We start from the raw sequence: 17,021 nt of genomic DNA, 5'->3' as shown, positions 1-17,021 counted from the left end.
CCGCTCCAGCACCTCGTCGAAGGTCGGGTCACCGGACAGGTCCGTCCGCATCACCAGCGTGTTCACGAAGAACCCGACCAGGTCCTCCAAGGCCTTCTCGGTGCGTCCGGCGATCGCCGCCCCGATCGGGATGTCGTTCCCCGCACCCAATCGGTTGAGTGTGACCGCCAGCGCGGCCTGCACCACCATGAACAGGGTCACCCCCCGCTCCCTGGTGACCTTCACCAGACGCTCGTGCACGTCGGCCGGCAGCTCGACTGCCATCGCATGGCCCTGATGACTGGCCACGGCGGGACGTGGCCGATCGGTCGGCAGCTCCAGTTCGGCCGGCGCCCCGGCCAGCGTCTTGCGCCAGTACGCCAGCTGCCGGGAGAGCACGCTCTCCGGGTTCTGCTCGTCGCCGAGCAACTCCCGCTGCCACAGCACGTAGTCCGCATACTGCACCGGCAGCGGCTCCCACTCCGGTGCCCGCCCGGCGGCCCGCGCCGCATACGCCACCGACACGTCCCGCGCCAGCGGCGCCGTCGACCAGCCGTCCCCGGCGATGTGGTGAACCACCACCACCAGCGCATGCTCGTCCTGGCTCACCGTGAACAGCGTGGCCCGCAGGGGGATTTCGGCGGAAAGATCGAACGCGTACTCGACCGCCCCGCTCACGGCGCCGGCCAGCGACTCCTGGGAAACCGCCTCGACCGCAAGCTCGAACCCGCAGTCCTCGACCTTGAGGACCTGCTGGTACGGCTCCCCGTTCTCGGCCAGGAAGACGGTGCGCAGCACCTCGTGCCGCCCCACCACGTCCCGCAACGCCTCGGCGAGGGCGTCCCGATCGACTTCACCGGTCAGCCGCAGCGCCATCGGAATGTTGTAGGTCGCACTCGGACCCTCCAACTGATTCAGGAACCACAGCCGACGCTGCGCAAACGACAAGGGAATCATCAGTTGTCCTCCTGCTTACGCATCGGCCGCAGAGTGGGCCTAGCCATGCTCTGGTTCTTGATCTGACTGTCGAGCCAGCCGGCGAGCCTTTCCGGCGTCCGTGCCTCGAACACCGCCCGGATGGGCAGTTCGGCTCGCAGCAACTCCCGCACCTCACTGACCAGTCGGGTCGCCAGCAGGGAGTGGCCGCCCATGGCGAAGAAGTCGTCCTCCACGCCGACCCGGTCGAGTCCCAGGACCTGCGCGAACGCCTGGCACAGCAGCTCCTCCTGCACCGTGGCCGGTGCGCGGCCCGCGCCGGCGGCGTACTCGGGGGCGGGCAGGGCCTTGCGGTCCAGCTTGCCGTTCACCGTCAGCGGCAACTCCTCAAGCACCACCACCGCCGACGGAACCATGTAGGACGGCAACCGCCCGGCCACGAACTCACGCACCCCGGTGGCCAGTTCGGTGCTGTCGCCGGACCCGACGACGTACGCCACCAGGCGCTTGTCACCCGGCACGCCCTCACGTGCGATCACCGCGGCCTGCGCCACCTGCGGGTGCGCGGCCACCACCGACTCCACCTCGGCCGGCTCCACCCGGAACCCGCGGATCTTCACCTGCTCATCCGCACGGCCCGCGAACACCAGCCGACCATCCGCCGACCACTTCACACGGTCACCCGTGCGATACAACCGGCCGCCCGCCACACCGAACGGGTCCGCGACGAACCGCTCACCCGTCAGGCCCGGGCGGTTCAGATAGCCCCGCGCCAACCCCGCGCCCGCGACATACAGTTCACCCGCCACGCCCACCGGCACCGGAGCCAAGCACTCGTCCAGCACATAGACCCGGGTGCCGTCCAGCGGGCCACCGATCGGCAGCACCTCACCCAGCGCCTCCGGCGAGCCCACCTCGTGCTGGGTGGCGCACAGCGTCACCTCCGTCGGCCCGTACAGGTGCCGCACCACCACACCCGCGTTGGCCTCCAGCACGCGGTGCACCGCCCCGAGCGGCACCACATCGCCACCCGTCAACACCTCACGCACGCCCGCGAAGCACTGCGGATCCTGCTCCGCGATCACCCGGAACAGACCCGCCGTCACATGCACGTGCGACACCGCGTGGTCGACCAGCAGCGACCGCAGCACCCCCGCATCCACCGGACCCGTCGGCGCCACCACCACCGTCGCACCGGACAGCAACGCCACCCACACCTCGTACGAGGAGGCATCGAAGGCGTGCGGGGCCTGGAACAGCACCCGATCCCCCGAACCCACACCCCAATGCGAAGCCGACGCCAGCTCCGCCAGATCCCGCTGTGTGGTCACCACACCCTTGGGCACACCCGTCGAACCCGAGGTGTACATCACATACACCGGGCACTCCAGGCCCACGCCCACATCACCCACCAGAGCCGACCCGGCCGGCACCTGCTCACCGTCAACCACCAGCACCGGCGCTTCCACCGACCCCGGCACCCGCGAGGCAGCGTCCCGCGTGGTCAGCACACACACCGGCGCCGCGTCCTCGAACACGAACGCGATCCGCTCCGACGGATACTCCACATCCACCGGCAGATACGCACCACCCGCCTTCACCACCGCCAGCAACGCCACCAGCAGCTCGACCGAGCGGTCCATCACCACACCGACCAGCGACTCCGCGCCGACCCCGTGATCCCGCAGCACACCGGCCAACGCAGCGGCCCGCACATCCAACTCCGCGTACGACAGCTCCACGTCCCCGCACACCACCGCCACCGCATCCGGCGTCCGCGCCACCTGCGCCGCAAACACCTCCGCCACCGACAGCGCAGGAGGAGCAACACACGTGTCGTTCCAGTCGGTCAGGAGCCGCTCCCGCTCCGCCTCACCGAGGACGCCGACCTCTCCCAGCCGCGTCTGCTCCGGAGCATCCTCCAGGGCCGCGACCAGATTGCGCAGGCAGGTGTGCAACAGCGACCCCACCTGCTGCGGGTCGATCGAGGCCACCGCGTCGACGGTCAGGCCGAACCTCGTCTGATCGTCGTCGACGGCAATGCTCAGGGGGTAGTTGGTCAGGTCCCGCGTGGAGAGCACGCCGACGCCCTCGAAGCCCGAGTCGAAGTTCCGCGCGGCGGCCTGATTGTGCCGGTAGTTGAAGATCGAGGTGAACAGCGGGCTGCCGCCCGTCATCCCGCTCGCCTGCTGCGCCAGTGACAGCGGCGCGTGCTCGTGCACCAGCAGCCCCGCCAACTGGCGCCGCATCCCGGACAGCGCCCCACCCACGCTCTGCTCGTCCAACCGCACCCGCACCGGCAGCGTGTTGAGGAACAGGCCCGGCACCCGATCGGCACCCGCCCCGGAGTTCATCCGGCCGAACAGCACCGTGCCGAACACCACGTCGTCACGGCCGCTGACCACACCCAGCACCCGCGCCCACGCCAGGTGGAGGACGGTGGCCGCACTGACGCCCTCGCGCCGCGCCAACTCACGTATGCGGACGGACAGTTCATCGTCCACCACCAGGCGTGCCTGGTGGGTGGTACTGCCGTCGCCGTACGCGTCCAGCACACCGAACGGCGCCGTCGTCTCGGTGACGTCGCCGAGCAACTCGGCGAAGTACCGCTCGTGCTCCTCGCGCGGCGTGCCCAGGCGGGCCTGCGCGACGAAGTCGCGGAACGGCAGCGGCGCCGGCAGCGCGTCGCCCCGACCGGACATGAACGCCCGAAGCTCCCCGAACAGCACGTCCACGGAGGTGTGGTCCTGCACCAGGTGGTGGGTTCGCAGCAGTGCCAGCCAGCGGTCACCGCCGGGCTCCGCCGCGAGGTGGACCGTCATCAGGGGCGCCCGGGTCAGATCCATCCACGAACCGCCGACGGCCGCCAACTGCTCCACCGGGTCAGGGCCCTGCGGGTCCAGAACGACCTCCTGTACCGGCAGCTCCACCCGACGCAACACCACCTGCACCGGCTCGCGCAGCCCCTCCCACACGAACGCCGTGCGGTAGACGTCATGCCGGTCGATCACCTCCCGCAGCGCGTCCAGGAACGCGTCCACCCGCTCCCGCGAGTCGAACCCCAACACCGACGGACGCATGTACACATCCGCCTCGGCGCCCTGATCCGCCATCACGTGGTGGAAGAGCATGCCCTCCTGGAGCGGAGCCAGCGGGTACACATCCGCCACATTGGCCGCACCGCCCTCCACCGTGGCCACGATCCGCTCGATCTCGGTGGCGTCCAAGTCCACCAGGGGCAGCATCTCCGGCGTGATCTCCCGCGCGTCGACGGGAATGAGGTTCGCCGGCACCACGACCCCCTCGGAGGCCTGTGCGGCTGCCAGCCCGGCCACCGTCGGCGTCTCGAAGAGCGCCCGCACCGCCACGGACACACCCCGCACTCGCAGACGTTCCACCAGGGCCACCGCCAGCAGCGAATGGCCGCCCAGCGTGAAGAAGTCGTCATCGACCCCGACCGCCGGCAAGCCGAGGACCTCGGCGAACGCCTCGCAGAGGATCTCCTCCCGCACGCTGGCCGGTGCCCGGCCCGCACCGGCGGCGAACTCGGGGACGGGCAGGGCCTTGCGGTCCAGCTTGCCGTTGACCGTCATCGGCAACGCGTCCAGCAGCACGACCGCCGAAGGAACCATGTAGGACGGCAGCCGGTCACCCGCGAACTCCCGCACCAGGGAGACGAGTTCGGCCGACGGCGTGTCCGATCCGGCCGGAACGGCGTACGCCACCAGGCGGATGTCACCCGGGACGTCCTCACGAGCGACAACCGCGACCTGGGCCACGGCAGGGTGGGCGGCCAAGACGGCCTGGACCTCGCCGGGCTCGATCCGGAAGCCGCGTATCTTCACCTGCTCGTCCGCACGGCCCAGATACACCAGCTCGCCGTCGGCGTTCCAGCGGACCCGGTCACCCGTGCGGTACATCCTCCCGCTCTCGGTGAACGGGCAGGCCACGAACCGCTCCGCGGTCAGCCCGGCACGACCCACATATCCGCGCGCCAGCTGCACACCCGCCAGATACAGCTCACCCTCGACACCCACCGGCACCGGGGACAGCGAACCGTCCAGCACATACACCCGGGTGTTGGCCACCGGCCCACCGATCGGCACCACCGCACCGTCGCTGACGGCACAGCGCGCGGCCGTGACGTCGACGGACGCCTCCGTGGGCCCGTACAGGTTGAACAGCGGGACGCCGTCCAGCAGTTCGAGGAACCGGTCCCGCAGCGGCGCCGGCAGCGCCTCACCACTGCAGAACACCGACCGCAGCCCGGTGCAGTCGGCGGCCGCCGGCTCGCGCAGGAACGTCTCCAGCATCGACGGCACGAAGTGCGTCACCGTGATGTTCTGGCGCTGAATCAACTCGGCCAGGTAGGCCGGCTCCCGGTGCCCACCCGGACGGGCGAGCACCAGCGCCGCACCCTGCACCAGCGGCCAGAAGAACTCCCACACGCTGACGTCGAACCCGAACGGCGTCTTCTGCAGCACCCGATCCCCGGCCGACAGCCCGGAGAGCTCCTGCATCCACGCCAGACGGTTCACGATCCCCGCATGCGGCACCGCAACGCCCTTCGGACGCCCGGTGGAGCCCGACGTGAAGATCACATACGCGGGATGCCCGGGCAGCACCCCCACCACGGGAGCCTGCGCCGACAGACCCGCCGACTCCGCGACCACCGCGGGATCGTCGACTGCAACCCGGGCCACGCCATCCGGCACCACCCCGGTCAGGGCGGTGGTGCTGAGCACGCACACCGGCCCGGCATCGGCGAGGACGGCCTCGATACGACCGGCCGGATACTCCGGATCCACCGGCAGGTAAGCGCCACCGGCCTTCAGCACGGCCAGCAGCGACACCACCAGCTCCACGCCGCGCTCCATCAGCACCGCGACCACCGACTCCGGGCCCACACCCCGGCCGATCAGCAGCCGCGCCAGCCGGTTCGCCCGCGCGTCCAACTCCGCGTACGACAGCTCGACGCCCTCGAAGACCAGCGCCACCGCATCCGGCGTCCGCGCCACCTGCGCAGCGAACAACCCCGGCAACGTCGACGCCTCGACCTCGACCGCCGTGTCGTTCCACTTCTCCACCACCAGCCGGCGCTCATCCGCAGCCAGCACGTCGAGCGCCGCGAACCGCGCCTGCGGATCCTCCTCCAACGCGGTCACGAGCTGGAGGAGGCAGGTGTGCAGCATCGTGCCCACCTGCTCCGCATCGGCCGGCGCCACCGCGTCGATGGTCAGGCTGAACCCGTTCCCGTCATCATCGACGTTCGCGACCAGGGGGTAGTTGGTGCGCCCTTCGGCGGCAAGGATCCGCACTTCCTCCAACCCGGTGCCCAGATCCGCGCCGAGCTCCGTCGTACCGCCGCGGCCGTTGCGGTAGTTGAAGAGGGCGGTGAACAGCGGGCTGCCGCCCGCCACACCGCTCGCCTGCTGCGCGAGCACCAGCGGCGCGTGCTCGTGCACCAGCAGCTCGGCCAACTGCTGCCGCATCCCGGCCAGCGCCTCGCCCACGGCGGAGGTGCCGACCCGCACCCGCACCGGGAGCGTGTTGAGGCACGGACCCTGGAGCCGGTCGGCACCGGCCCCGGCGTTCATCCGGCCGAACAGCACCGTGCCGAACACCACGTCCTCACGACCGCTCACCGCGGCCAGCACCCGCGCCCACGCCAGGTGGAACACCGTCGCCGGACTCACGGCCATCCGGCGCGCGACGGCCCGCAGTCGAAGCGTGAGCTCAGCCTCCACCGAGGAACGCACCGACACCGCGGTCGTGCCGTCTCCGTGCACGTCCAGCAGGCCGAACGGGGCGGTGGTCTCGGTGACGTCGCCCAGCAGCCCGGCGAAGTACCGCTCATGCTCCGCGCGCGGCACACCGAGGCGGGCCTGGACGACGAAGTCGCGGAACGGCAGCCCCTTGGACAGCGACTCGCCCCGCCCTGTCAGGAAGGCACGCACCTCCCCCAGCAGCGCGTCCGTCGTGGTGTCATCCCGCACCAGGTGGTGGACGCGCAGCAGGGCCAGCCAGCCGTCGCCCTTCGGTTCGGCGGCGATGTGCACGTCCATCAGCGGAGCACGGTCCAGCTCCATCCAGGCGCCGCCGATGGACAGCAGCTGCTGCGTCGCGTCCGCACCCTGCGGGTCCAGCACGACCTCCCGGACCGGCAGTTCGGCGTGTCGGGCCACGACCTGGACGGGCTCGCGCAGCCCCTCCCACACGATCGCCGTGCGGTACACGTCGTGCCGGTCGATCACCCGCTGCAACGCGTTCAGGAAGGAGTCGAGCCGCGTGCGGGAGTCGAACCCGAGCACCGTCGGCCCGGCATACACATCCCGCTCACCCTCACGCCCGGCCTTCATCAAGTGGTGGAAGAGGATGCCCTCCTGGAGCGGGGCCAGCGGGTAGACGTCCGCGACGTTCGCGGCGCCACCGGGCACCTTCGCCACGATCAACTCGAGCTCGGCCTCGGTCAGCTCCACCAGCGGCAGCATCTCCGGGGTGATCTCCGTGGCGTCCTCGGGGATGAGGTTCGCCGGCACGACGACCTGCTCCGCACCCACCTCGACCGCCAGGCCCGCCGGGGTCGACGTCTGGAACAGCGCCTTCACCGACACCGAGACCCCGCGCGCCCGCAGCATCTCCACCAACGACACAGCCAACAGCGAATGTCCACCCAAGGCGAAGAAGTCGTCATCGACGCCGACGCTCTCCAGCCCGAGGACCTCGGCGAACGCCTCGCACAGGATCTCCTCCTGCACCGATGCCGGCCCACGGCTCGACACCCCACCGACCGACGCGAAGTCCGGCGCGGGCAGCGCCTTGCGGTCCAACTTCCCGTTGCCCGTCAGCGGCAGGGCGTCCAACACCACCACAGCGGAGGGCACCATGTGCTCCGGCAACCGGGCGGCGACGAACGTCCGCACCCCGTCCGCGAGTGTCTCGTCCACATCCTCCGGGTCGTCCGCGACCACATAGGCGACCAGGCGCTTGTCCCCCGGGGTGTCCTCACGGGCGATCACGGCCGCCTGGGCGATCAGCGGGTGAGCCGTCAGGGCACTGGCCACCTCACCCGGCTCGATCCGGAAACCACGGATCTTCACCTGCTCGTCCGCACGGCCCAGGAACACGATCTCGCCCTCACCCGACCACTTCGCGCGGTCACCCGTGCGGTACAGCCGGCCGCCCGCCGGCCCGTACGGGTCGGCGACGAATCGCTCCGCGGTCAAGCCAGGACGGCGCACATAGCCGCGCGCCAGCTGCGCACCCGCCACATACAACTCACCCGCCACACCCACCGGCACCGGTTCGAGGCGCTCGTCCAGCACGTAGAAGCGGGTGTTGGCCGCCGGCGAACCCACCGGCACCGCCCCACCCGACGTCAGACGGGTGGTCGCCACACCGATCGTGGTCTCCGTCGGACCGTAATGGTTGAACACATCCCGCTCACCGGCAGCCGCCAGCAGCTCCGCCACCCACGCCGGCGAGGCGGCCTCACCACCCAGCACCACCGACCGACCCGGCAGCACACGCTCCAAACCACCCACCGCACCCAGCGCCGCCAGGTGCGAGGGCACCACCTTCAAGAAGTCGATCCCGTGCTCGGCCAGATAGTCCGCGACCAGACGCGGATCGGTGACCGCCTCCTCGTCCAGGACATGCAGCTCACCACCCGACAGCAGGCTCGCGAACAGCACCGTGTTCCCCAGGTCGGTCGCCTGCGCCTGCAACAGCGCATACCTACCACCCTCGAAGCCGACCCGGGCCGGCACCGAGGAGACGTAGTTCGCCAGACCCCCGTGCGTCACGGCCACGCCCTTCGGACGCCCCGTCGAACCGGAGGTGTAGATCACATACGCCAGCGACCGCGGATCCACCGCCACGCCAGGCGTGGTGGTCGGCGCCGCCGACAGCTGCATCGCCGTCAACGTGCCGTCCACCGCCACCAGACGCACACCCACCGACGGCAGGTCCTCCAGCACCTCATCAGTGGTCAACACCAACTGCGCCCGCGAATCCTTCACCGTGAACGCGACCCGCTCCGCCGGCTGGGACACGTCCACCGGCAGATAACCCGCCCCCGCCTTCCACACCGCCAGAATCCCGGCGATCATCTCCACACCGCGCGGCAACGCCAACCCCACCACCGACTCCGGACCCACACCCTGGCTGACCAGATAGTGGGCAAGGCGGTTGGCCCGCGCATCCAACTCCGCATACGACACCGACACACCACCGGACACCACGGCCACCGCATCCGGCGTCCGCGCCACCTGTGCCTCGAACACCTGCGGAACCATCAACCCGGATCCGGCAGCACCGGTGTCGTTCCACTCCGACAGCACCCGGCGACGCTCGTCCGCACCGAGCACACCCACCGTGTCGACCCGGGTCCGCGGGTCATCGGCCATCGCCGTCAGCACCCGCACCAGAGAGCCCGCGACCCGACCGGCGACACCCTCATCGAACAGATCCGCCGCCGCCGTCAGCATGCCTCGGATCCCCGCCGGCGCGCCCTGCGCACCGAACGCCTCACCCAGGATCACATCGAGGTCGAACTTCGCCATCGCCCGGCCCAGCAGCAACGGTTCGGCCCCCAGGCCAGGCAGGTCCAGCGCACCGCCATCCGCGATCAAGCCGGTGTTCTGAAGGGTCAGGACGACCTGGAACAGCGGGTGCCGGGCCAGCGAGCGCGCCGGCGCCAACTCCTCCACCAGCTTCTCGAACGGCACATCCTGGTTCTCCAGCGCGCTCAACCCCGCCTCGCGCACCCGCCCGAGAACCTCCTCGAACGTCGGGTCCCCCGACAGATCCGTCCGCACGACAACCGTGTTGACGAAGCACCCGACCAGATCGTTCAACGCCTCATCCGTACGCCCGGCGATCGCCGACCCGATCGGGATGTCGGCCCCCGCACCCAGTCGGCTGAGCGTCACCGCAACAGCCGCCTGCAGCACCATGAACATGGTCACCCCACGCTCACGCGCCAACTCCACCAAGCGCCCGTGCAGTTCGGCCGGAACATCCAGCTCCACGGTGTGGGCACGGTGCGAGGCGACCGCCGGACGCGGCCGATCGAACGGCAGCGGCAGCTCCTCCGGAGCTCCGGCCAGCGCCTCACGCCAGTAATCCACCTGGCGCGACAGCACACTCGACGGATCCCGCTCGTCACCCAGCAACTTCCGCTGCCACAGAGCGAAATCCGCATACTGCACCGGCAGCGACTCCCACACCGGAGCCACGCCACCCAACCGCGCCGCATACGCCGCCGACAGGTCCCGCACCAGCGGAGCACTCGACCAGCCGTCCATGGCGATGTGATGCGACAGCAGCACCAGCACATGCTCGACCGAACTCACCGCGAACAGCGTCGCCCGCAGCGGAATCTCGGACGAGAAGTCGAACGCATACCGGCCCGCCTCAGCCAGTGCGTCCTCCAGCCCCTCCGACGCCACCTCGACCGTCGAGAGCTCGAACCCGCACTCCTCCACAGCGAGAACCCGCTGGTACGGCTCACCATCGACTGCCGGGAACACCGTCCGCAGCACCTCGTGCCGCCCGATGACATCCCGCAGCGCCTCCGCGAGGGCCTCCCGGTCCACCTCCCCGGACAGGCGCAGAGCCATCGGAGTGTTGTAGGTCGCGCTCGCACCCTCCAACTCACCGAGGAACCACAGACGACGCTGCGCGAACGACAACCGCACCCGCTCCGGACGCTCCATCGCACGCAGTGCCAACCGGCCCTCGCGGGCCTGCCCAAGCCGTCCCGCCAGGCTCGCCGGCGTCGGCGCCTCGAACAGCTCACGGACCGCCAACTCCACACCCAGCACCGAACGGATCCGACTCAGCAGCCGCATCGCCAGCAACGAGTGTCCACCCAGCGAGAAGAAGTCGTCGTCCACACCCACCGCCGGCAGACCCAGAGTCTGCGCGAACGCCTGGCACAACAACTCCTCCTGCACCGTCGCCGGCGCCCGACCCGCACCCGCCGCGTACTCCGGCGCCGGCAGCGCCTTGCGGTCCACCTTGCCGTTCACCGTCAGTGGCAGCCCGTCCAGCACCACGACCGCCGACGGAACCATGTACGCCGGCAACCGCTCAGCGACGAACTCACGGACAGACGAGGCGAGTTCGTCACTGTCACCGTCCGGGATGACGTACGCCACCAGGCGCTTGTCACCCGGCACGTCCTCACGGACCAGCACCACGGCCTGCTCCAGGCCCGGGTGTGCGGCCAGGACGGCCTGCACCTCACCCGGCTCGATCCGGAAACCACGGATCTTCACCTGCTCGTCCGCACGACCCGCGAACACCAACTCGCCGTCGCCCGACCACTTCGCCCGGTCACCCGTGCGGTACAACCGCCCACCCGGCACCCCGAACGGCGACGCCACGAACCGCTCCCCGGTCAACCCCGGACGACCCAGATACCCCCGCGCCAACTGCCCGCCCGCGACATACATCTCACCCGTCACGCCCACCGGAACCGGCCGCAGGAACTCGTCCAGCACATACACACCCAGACCCGGAATACCGCGCCCGATCACACTGCCCGACCCGCCCTCACCCGAGGACAGCTCGCGGAACGTCACATGCACCGTGGTCTCGGTGATGCCATACATGTTCACCAACCGCGGACCACCATCACCGTGACGCCCCCACCAGCCGCTCAGCCGGTCCGGGTCCAGCGCCTCGCCACCGAACACCACCGCACGCACCGAGGCCACCGCGCCGGGCCGCTGCTCCTCCACGGCCGCCAGCTGGTAGAACGCCGACGGCGTCTGACTCAGCACCGTCACCCGCTCGCGCTCGATCAGCGCCAGGAACTCCTGCGGCGACCGCGACACCCCATGCGGGACCACCACCACCCGACCCCCGTGCAGCAGCGCACCCCACAACTCCCACACCGAGAAATCGAACGCGAACGAATGGAAGCACGACCACACATCGTCCGCCCCGAAGCCGCCGAACAGCGGCCCGGTCTGCGCGAACAACCCGGTCACATTGGCATGCGTCACCACCACACCCTTGGGCCGACCCGTCGACCCGGAGGTGTAGATCACATACGCCGGATGCCCCGGCGACACGACACCCTCCACCGCCGCGTCATCGAGCGACGCCAACTCCTCCACCACCGACGGCTCGTCCAGCGCCGCCACCTCGACACCGAACCCACCCAGCCGACCGGCCAGTTCGGCCGAGGTCAGCACCAGGCGCGCACCCGCATCACCCAGCGTGAACCCGATCCGGTCATCCGGATACGCCGGATCGACCGGCAGATACGCGCCCCCCGCCTTCACGACCGCCAGCAGCGCCACCACCAGCTCCACGCCGCGCTCCATCAGCACCGCGACCACCGATTCCGGGCCCACACCTCGCCCGACCAGCAGCCGCGCCAGCCGGTTCGCCCGCGCATCCAACTCCGCGTACGACAGCTCGACGCCCTCGAAGACCAGCGCCACCGCATCCGGCGTCCGCACCACCTGCGCAGCGAACAGCTCCGGCAACGTCGACGACGCCACCTCAACCGGCGTCTCGTTCCACTCCTCCAGGAGCAGGCGACGCTCATCCGCGCCCATCACGTCCACGGCACTCAACCGCGTCTCCGGCTGCGCCGTCACCGTCTCCAGAACCTGGAGCAACCAGCCCGCGATCCGCCGCACGGACTGCGCATCGAACAAGTCCGCCGCCGCCAGGAGCACACCCCGCAAGCCGGCCGGCGCACCGTCGGCGTCGAACGCCTCGCTCAGGTTCAGGTCCAGGTCGAACTTGCCGAGCACCAGACCGGTGGGCATCCGGTCGGCGCGCAGACCGGGCAGCTCCAGCTGTGCCGATTCCGTGTTCTGCAGGGTGAGCACGACCTGGAACAGCGGCTGGCGTGCCATCGACCGGGTCGGCGACAGCTCCTCGACCAGCTTCTCGAACGGCACGTCCTGGTGCGCGAACGCCCCCAGGCTGGTCTCCCGGACCCGCTCCAATACCTCGTCGAAGGTCGGGTCGCCGGACAGGTCGGTCCGCACCACCAAGGTGTTGACGAAGAACCCGACCAGGTCGTTGAGCGCCTCGTCGGTGCGCCCGGCGACCGGCGACCCGATCGGGATGTCCGCGCCCGCGCCGATCCGGTTCAGGGTGACCGCCAACGCCGCCTGCAGCACCATGAACAGGGTCACCCCCCGCTCACGCGCCACCTCCCGCACCCGCGCATGCAGCTCGGCCGGGGCGTCCAGCGGCACCTCGTGCCCACGGTACGAGGCGACAGCCGGGCGCCGGTGATCGGTCGGCAGCTCCAGCTCCTCCGGCGCCCCCGCCAACGCCTCGCGCCAGTACGCGACCTGCCCCGAGATCACGCTCTGCGGATCGTTCTCGTCGCCGAGCAGCTCCCGCTGCCACAACGCGTAATCCGCGTACTGCACCGGCAACGGCTCCCACTCCGGCGCCGCACCGCCCAGCCGTGCCGCGTACGCCGCCGACACATCCCGCAGCATGGGCCCCGTCGACCAACCATCACCCGCGATGTGGTGCACGAGCACCACCAGCACGTGCTCCTGGGGCGCCACCGCGAACACCGTCGCCCGCAGCGGGATCTCCGCCGACAGGTCGAACGCGTAACCCGAGGCCTCGGCCACCGCGCCGTCCAGCTCTTCCGGCGCCACCTCGACCACCGCGAGCTCGAACCCGCACGCCTCCACCGACAGGACACGCTGATACGGCTCACCATCCACCGCCGGCAGGACCGTGCGCAGCACCTCGTGCCGCCCGATCACGTCCTTGAACGCGGCCGCCAGTGCCTGCTGGTCCAAGTCTCCGCTCAGTCGCAGCGCCACCGAGGCGTTGTAGGTGACGCTCGGACCCTCCAGCTGCCCCAGGAACCACAGGCGGCGCTGCGCGAACGACAGCGGCACCCGCTCCGGCCGCTCCGCCGGCACCAGCGCGGCACGCCCTTCGGTGACCGCCGTTTCGGCCAGCCAGGCCGCGACCCCGGCCGGCGACGGCACCTCGAAGAACACCTGGATCGGCAACTCGACGTTCAGGACCGTCCGGATCCGGCTGATCAGCCGGATCGCCAGCAGCGAGTGTCCGCCCAGAGCGAAGAAGTCGTCGTCGACGCCGACCCTTGCCACCCCCAGCACCTGCGCGAACACACCGCAGAGGATCTCCTCGTGCACCGTCGCCGGACCGCGGCCGACGGCTTTGGCGGTGGAGGACAGATAGTCCGGAGCAGGCAGGCCGGCGCGGTTCAGCTTGCCGTTGGCCGTCAGGGGCAGCTCGTCCAGCACCACCACGGCGGAGGGCACCAGGTACCCCGGCAGCCGCTCGGCCAGGTACACGAACACGAGCTCACTCAGTCGCGCGGCGTCAACCGTCCGCGCGGCGGCGGCGGGAACGACGTAGGCCACCAGGCGCTTGTCGCCCGGGAAGTCCTCGCGGACGACGACGGCGGCCTGTGCCACCGACTCGTACGCGGCCAGCACCGCTTGCACCTCACCCGGCTCCACCCGGAAGCCGCGCACCTTCACCTGCTCGTCCGTACGGCCCAGGTGCACCAGTTCGCCGTCGGTGGTCCACCGCACCAGGTCGCCCGTCGCGTACATCCGCTCGCCGGCCGGGCCGAACGGGCAGGCCACGAACCGCTCCGCGGTCAGACCGGCGCGCCCCACATACCCGCGCGCCACCTGCGGACCGGCCACGTACAGCTCACCCGTCGCACCGACCGGAACGGGGCTCAGCGACCCGTCCAGCACGTAGGCACGGGTGTTGGCCACCGGCACCCCGAGCGGCACCACGCCCGCGGCAACCGGCTTCCGGTCGAGTCGGCCGGCCACCACGCCGATGGTCGTCTCGGTGGGCCCGTAGTGGTTGAACACACCACGGTCACCGGCCACTTCGAGCAGACCGGCGACCAGCGTCGGCGACGCCGCCTCGCCGCCCAGCACCAGCGCCCCGGCCGGCATCAGAGCGGCCAGGCCGGCTGCCGCGCCCAGCGCCGCCAGGTGCGAGGGCACCACCTTCACGAAGTCGATGCGGTTCTCCGCCAGGTACTGGGCCACGGCTGACGGATCGGTCACCGCGCCCTCCTGCAGGATGTGCAGTTCACCGCCGGTCGTCAGGCTCGCGAACACCACGGTGTTACCGAGGTCCGTCACCGTGGGCTGCAGCAGCGCATACCTACCGCCCGGCGTACCGAAGCCGACGTGTCCTGGCACCGAGGCCACGTAGTTCGCGAGCCCGCGGTGCGTCACGGCCACGCCCTTGGGCTTGCCGGTCGAGCCGGAGGTGTAGATCACATAGGCCAACTGGTCGGCGATCACGTCGAGTTCCGGCGCCGCGGTGGGTCGTGCGTCCAGCTCGGCCAGCACCGTCGGGTCATCCAGGGCGATCGTGCGCACGCCCTGGGCCGCCAGCTCCTCGATCAGCGCCGCTTCGCCCAGCACGTGGCCGGCCCCGCTGTCGGCCAGCATCTGGCCGAGCCGCTCCGCCGGGTACGCCGGGTCCAGCGGCACGTACGCCGCCCCCGCCTTCCACACCGCCAGGATCGCCTCGATCGCCTGCAGGCCGCGCGGCAGGCACAGACCCACCGGCGACTCCGCACCGACTCCCTGGGCGAGGAGGTGGTGCGCCAACCGGTTCGCTCGCGCGTCCAGTTCAGCGTAGCACACCGCCGAGCCGTCGGCCACCACGGCAACCGCCTGCGGCGTCGCGGCCACCTGGGCCGCGAACCGCTGCGGTACCGGCAGGGCCTCGCCGGGAACCACGGTGTCGTTCCAGGTCTCCAGCACCAGCCGTCGCTCAGCCGGGTCGAGCAGGTCGACGGTGCTGACCGAGGCGGTGGCCGGAGCACTGCTGAACCAGTCCAGCACGGCCAGGAACCGGCGGCTCACCGACGACGCCGCTTCGGCGTCGTGGTGCTCGCGGTTCATCTCGATGAGGGTCTGCACCCCGCCCTCGGCCACCTTGCTGAACACGTCGATCTTCAGGCCCTCGGCAGGCCCGCTGGAGAGGGCGGTCCAGGTGATCGCGCAGTCGCCGAACGCGATCCGGCGGTCGGCCACCATGACGTCGACGATCATGTCGTACAGCGGGGTGCCGCCGACCCGCTTCAGGTCCCTGAGCAGGTCCGGGTACTGGTAGCGCTGATGACGCAGACCGCTGTGGACCGCTCGCTGCGTCTGCCGCGCGAGCTCCTCGACGGACGTGCCCGGACGGACCCTGAGCCTGATCGGCATGATGTTCGATGTCATGCCGGGGATGCCCACCTCACGCATGCTCGTGCGGCCGCTGGCCGACACTCCGAGCACGACGTCCTGCGCCCCGGTGGACCGGTGCTGGTAGACGGCCGACGCGGCGATCACCAAACCGGCGAAGCTGACCCGAAGCCGCTTCGCGGCAGCCCGCAGCCGAGCGGTCGCGTCGTCTCCGAGATCCTGCTGGTGGGTCACCGGCCGGCCGGCGAGGCGCCGCCCCTGCGGCCCCTCGGACGCCGTCTCCTCCTCCTGGTCCGAGAACGCCTCCAGCCAGAACCGCCGGTCCCGGTCACGCTCCTGCGAATCCCGGTAGACCTCGTCGGTCTCGATCAGCTCCGACACCGACCGCAAGGCACTCTCGGCCGGATCCCCACCCGCCCGAAGCACCCCGTACACCTGGGACAGCCGCTCAGCGAACTGCGACAGACCATTGCCGTCGAGAACGATGTGATGAGCACGCTGGTACCACAGGAAGCGATCCGACCCGAGCACGAAGAACGCATGCCCCGACAGCGCCCCGCCCACCAGCTCCACCGGCGTGTCCAGATCAGCCTGGATCCACTCCTGCGCCACCGCACGCGGATCAGCCTCCCCCCGGAGATCCGCCACGTGAACCGGAACCTCCCCGGCCTCCCCCAGGAACTGCCGCGGCGTCCCGCCCTCCACACACAGGCGCAGACGGAAAGCCTCCGCCTCCTGCACCGTGCGGCGCAGCGCACGCACGAAGAGATCCGCGTCGAGTTCGCCGTGGATCTCCGTGCAGTCGCCGATGTTGTACGCCGGATTGTCAGGCGCGAGCTGCTGCGCGTACCAGACCCCCAGCTGGCCGGACATCAGATCCCACGGACCCTGTGCGGAGGCACCCAT

The 17,021-nt window shown here is 70.6% G+C and carries 2 protein-coding genes (1 of these 2 cut by a window edge); both read right to left on the bottom strand.

Going from position 1 to position 17,021, the window contains the following annotated elements; genetic code table 11:
* Positions 1 to 936: the 5' portion of an amino acid adenylation domain-containing protein gene (locus tag AB5J54_RS33470; RefSeq protein WP_369147662.1), read on the bottom strand. 10,692 nt of this gene lie to the left of the window's left edge; the window shows 936 of its 11,628 coding nt (coding positions 1-936); the start codon lies at positions 934 to 936; the stop codon falls past the left edge of the window.
* Complete coding sequence (locus tag AB5J54_RS33465; RefSeq protein WP_369147661.1) at positions 936 to 17,021, bottom strand: amino acid adenylation domain-containing protein; 16,086 nt, start codon at positions 17,019 to 17,021, stop codon at positions 936 to 938. Before AB5J54_RS33465 ends, AB5J54_RS33470 begins: the two co-directional genes overlap by 1 nt.

The organism is Streptomyces sp. R44, assembly GCF_041053105.1.
Taxonomy (GTDB): domain Bacteria; phylum Actinomycetota; class Actinomycetes; order Streptomycetales; family Streptomycetaceae; genus Streptomyces.
This window is presented reverse-complemented; position numbering and strand designations above follow the sequence as displayed.

What these genes read in the sequence shown, in the direction of transcription:
- AB5J54_RS33465 (WP_369147661.1), bottom strand. Translation starts at nt 17,021, where the DNA reads ATGGGTGCCTCCGCACAGGGTCCGTGGGATCTGATGTCCGGCCAGCTG.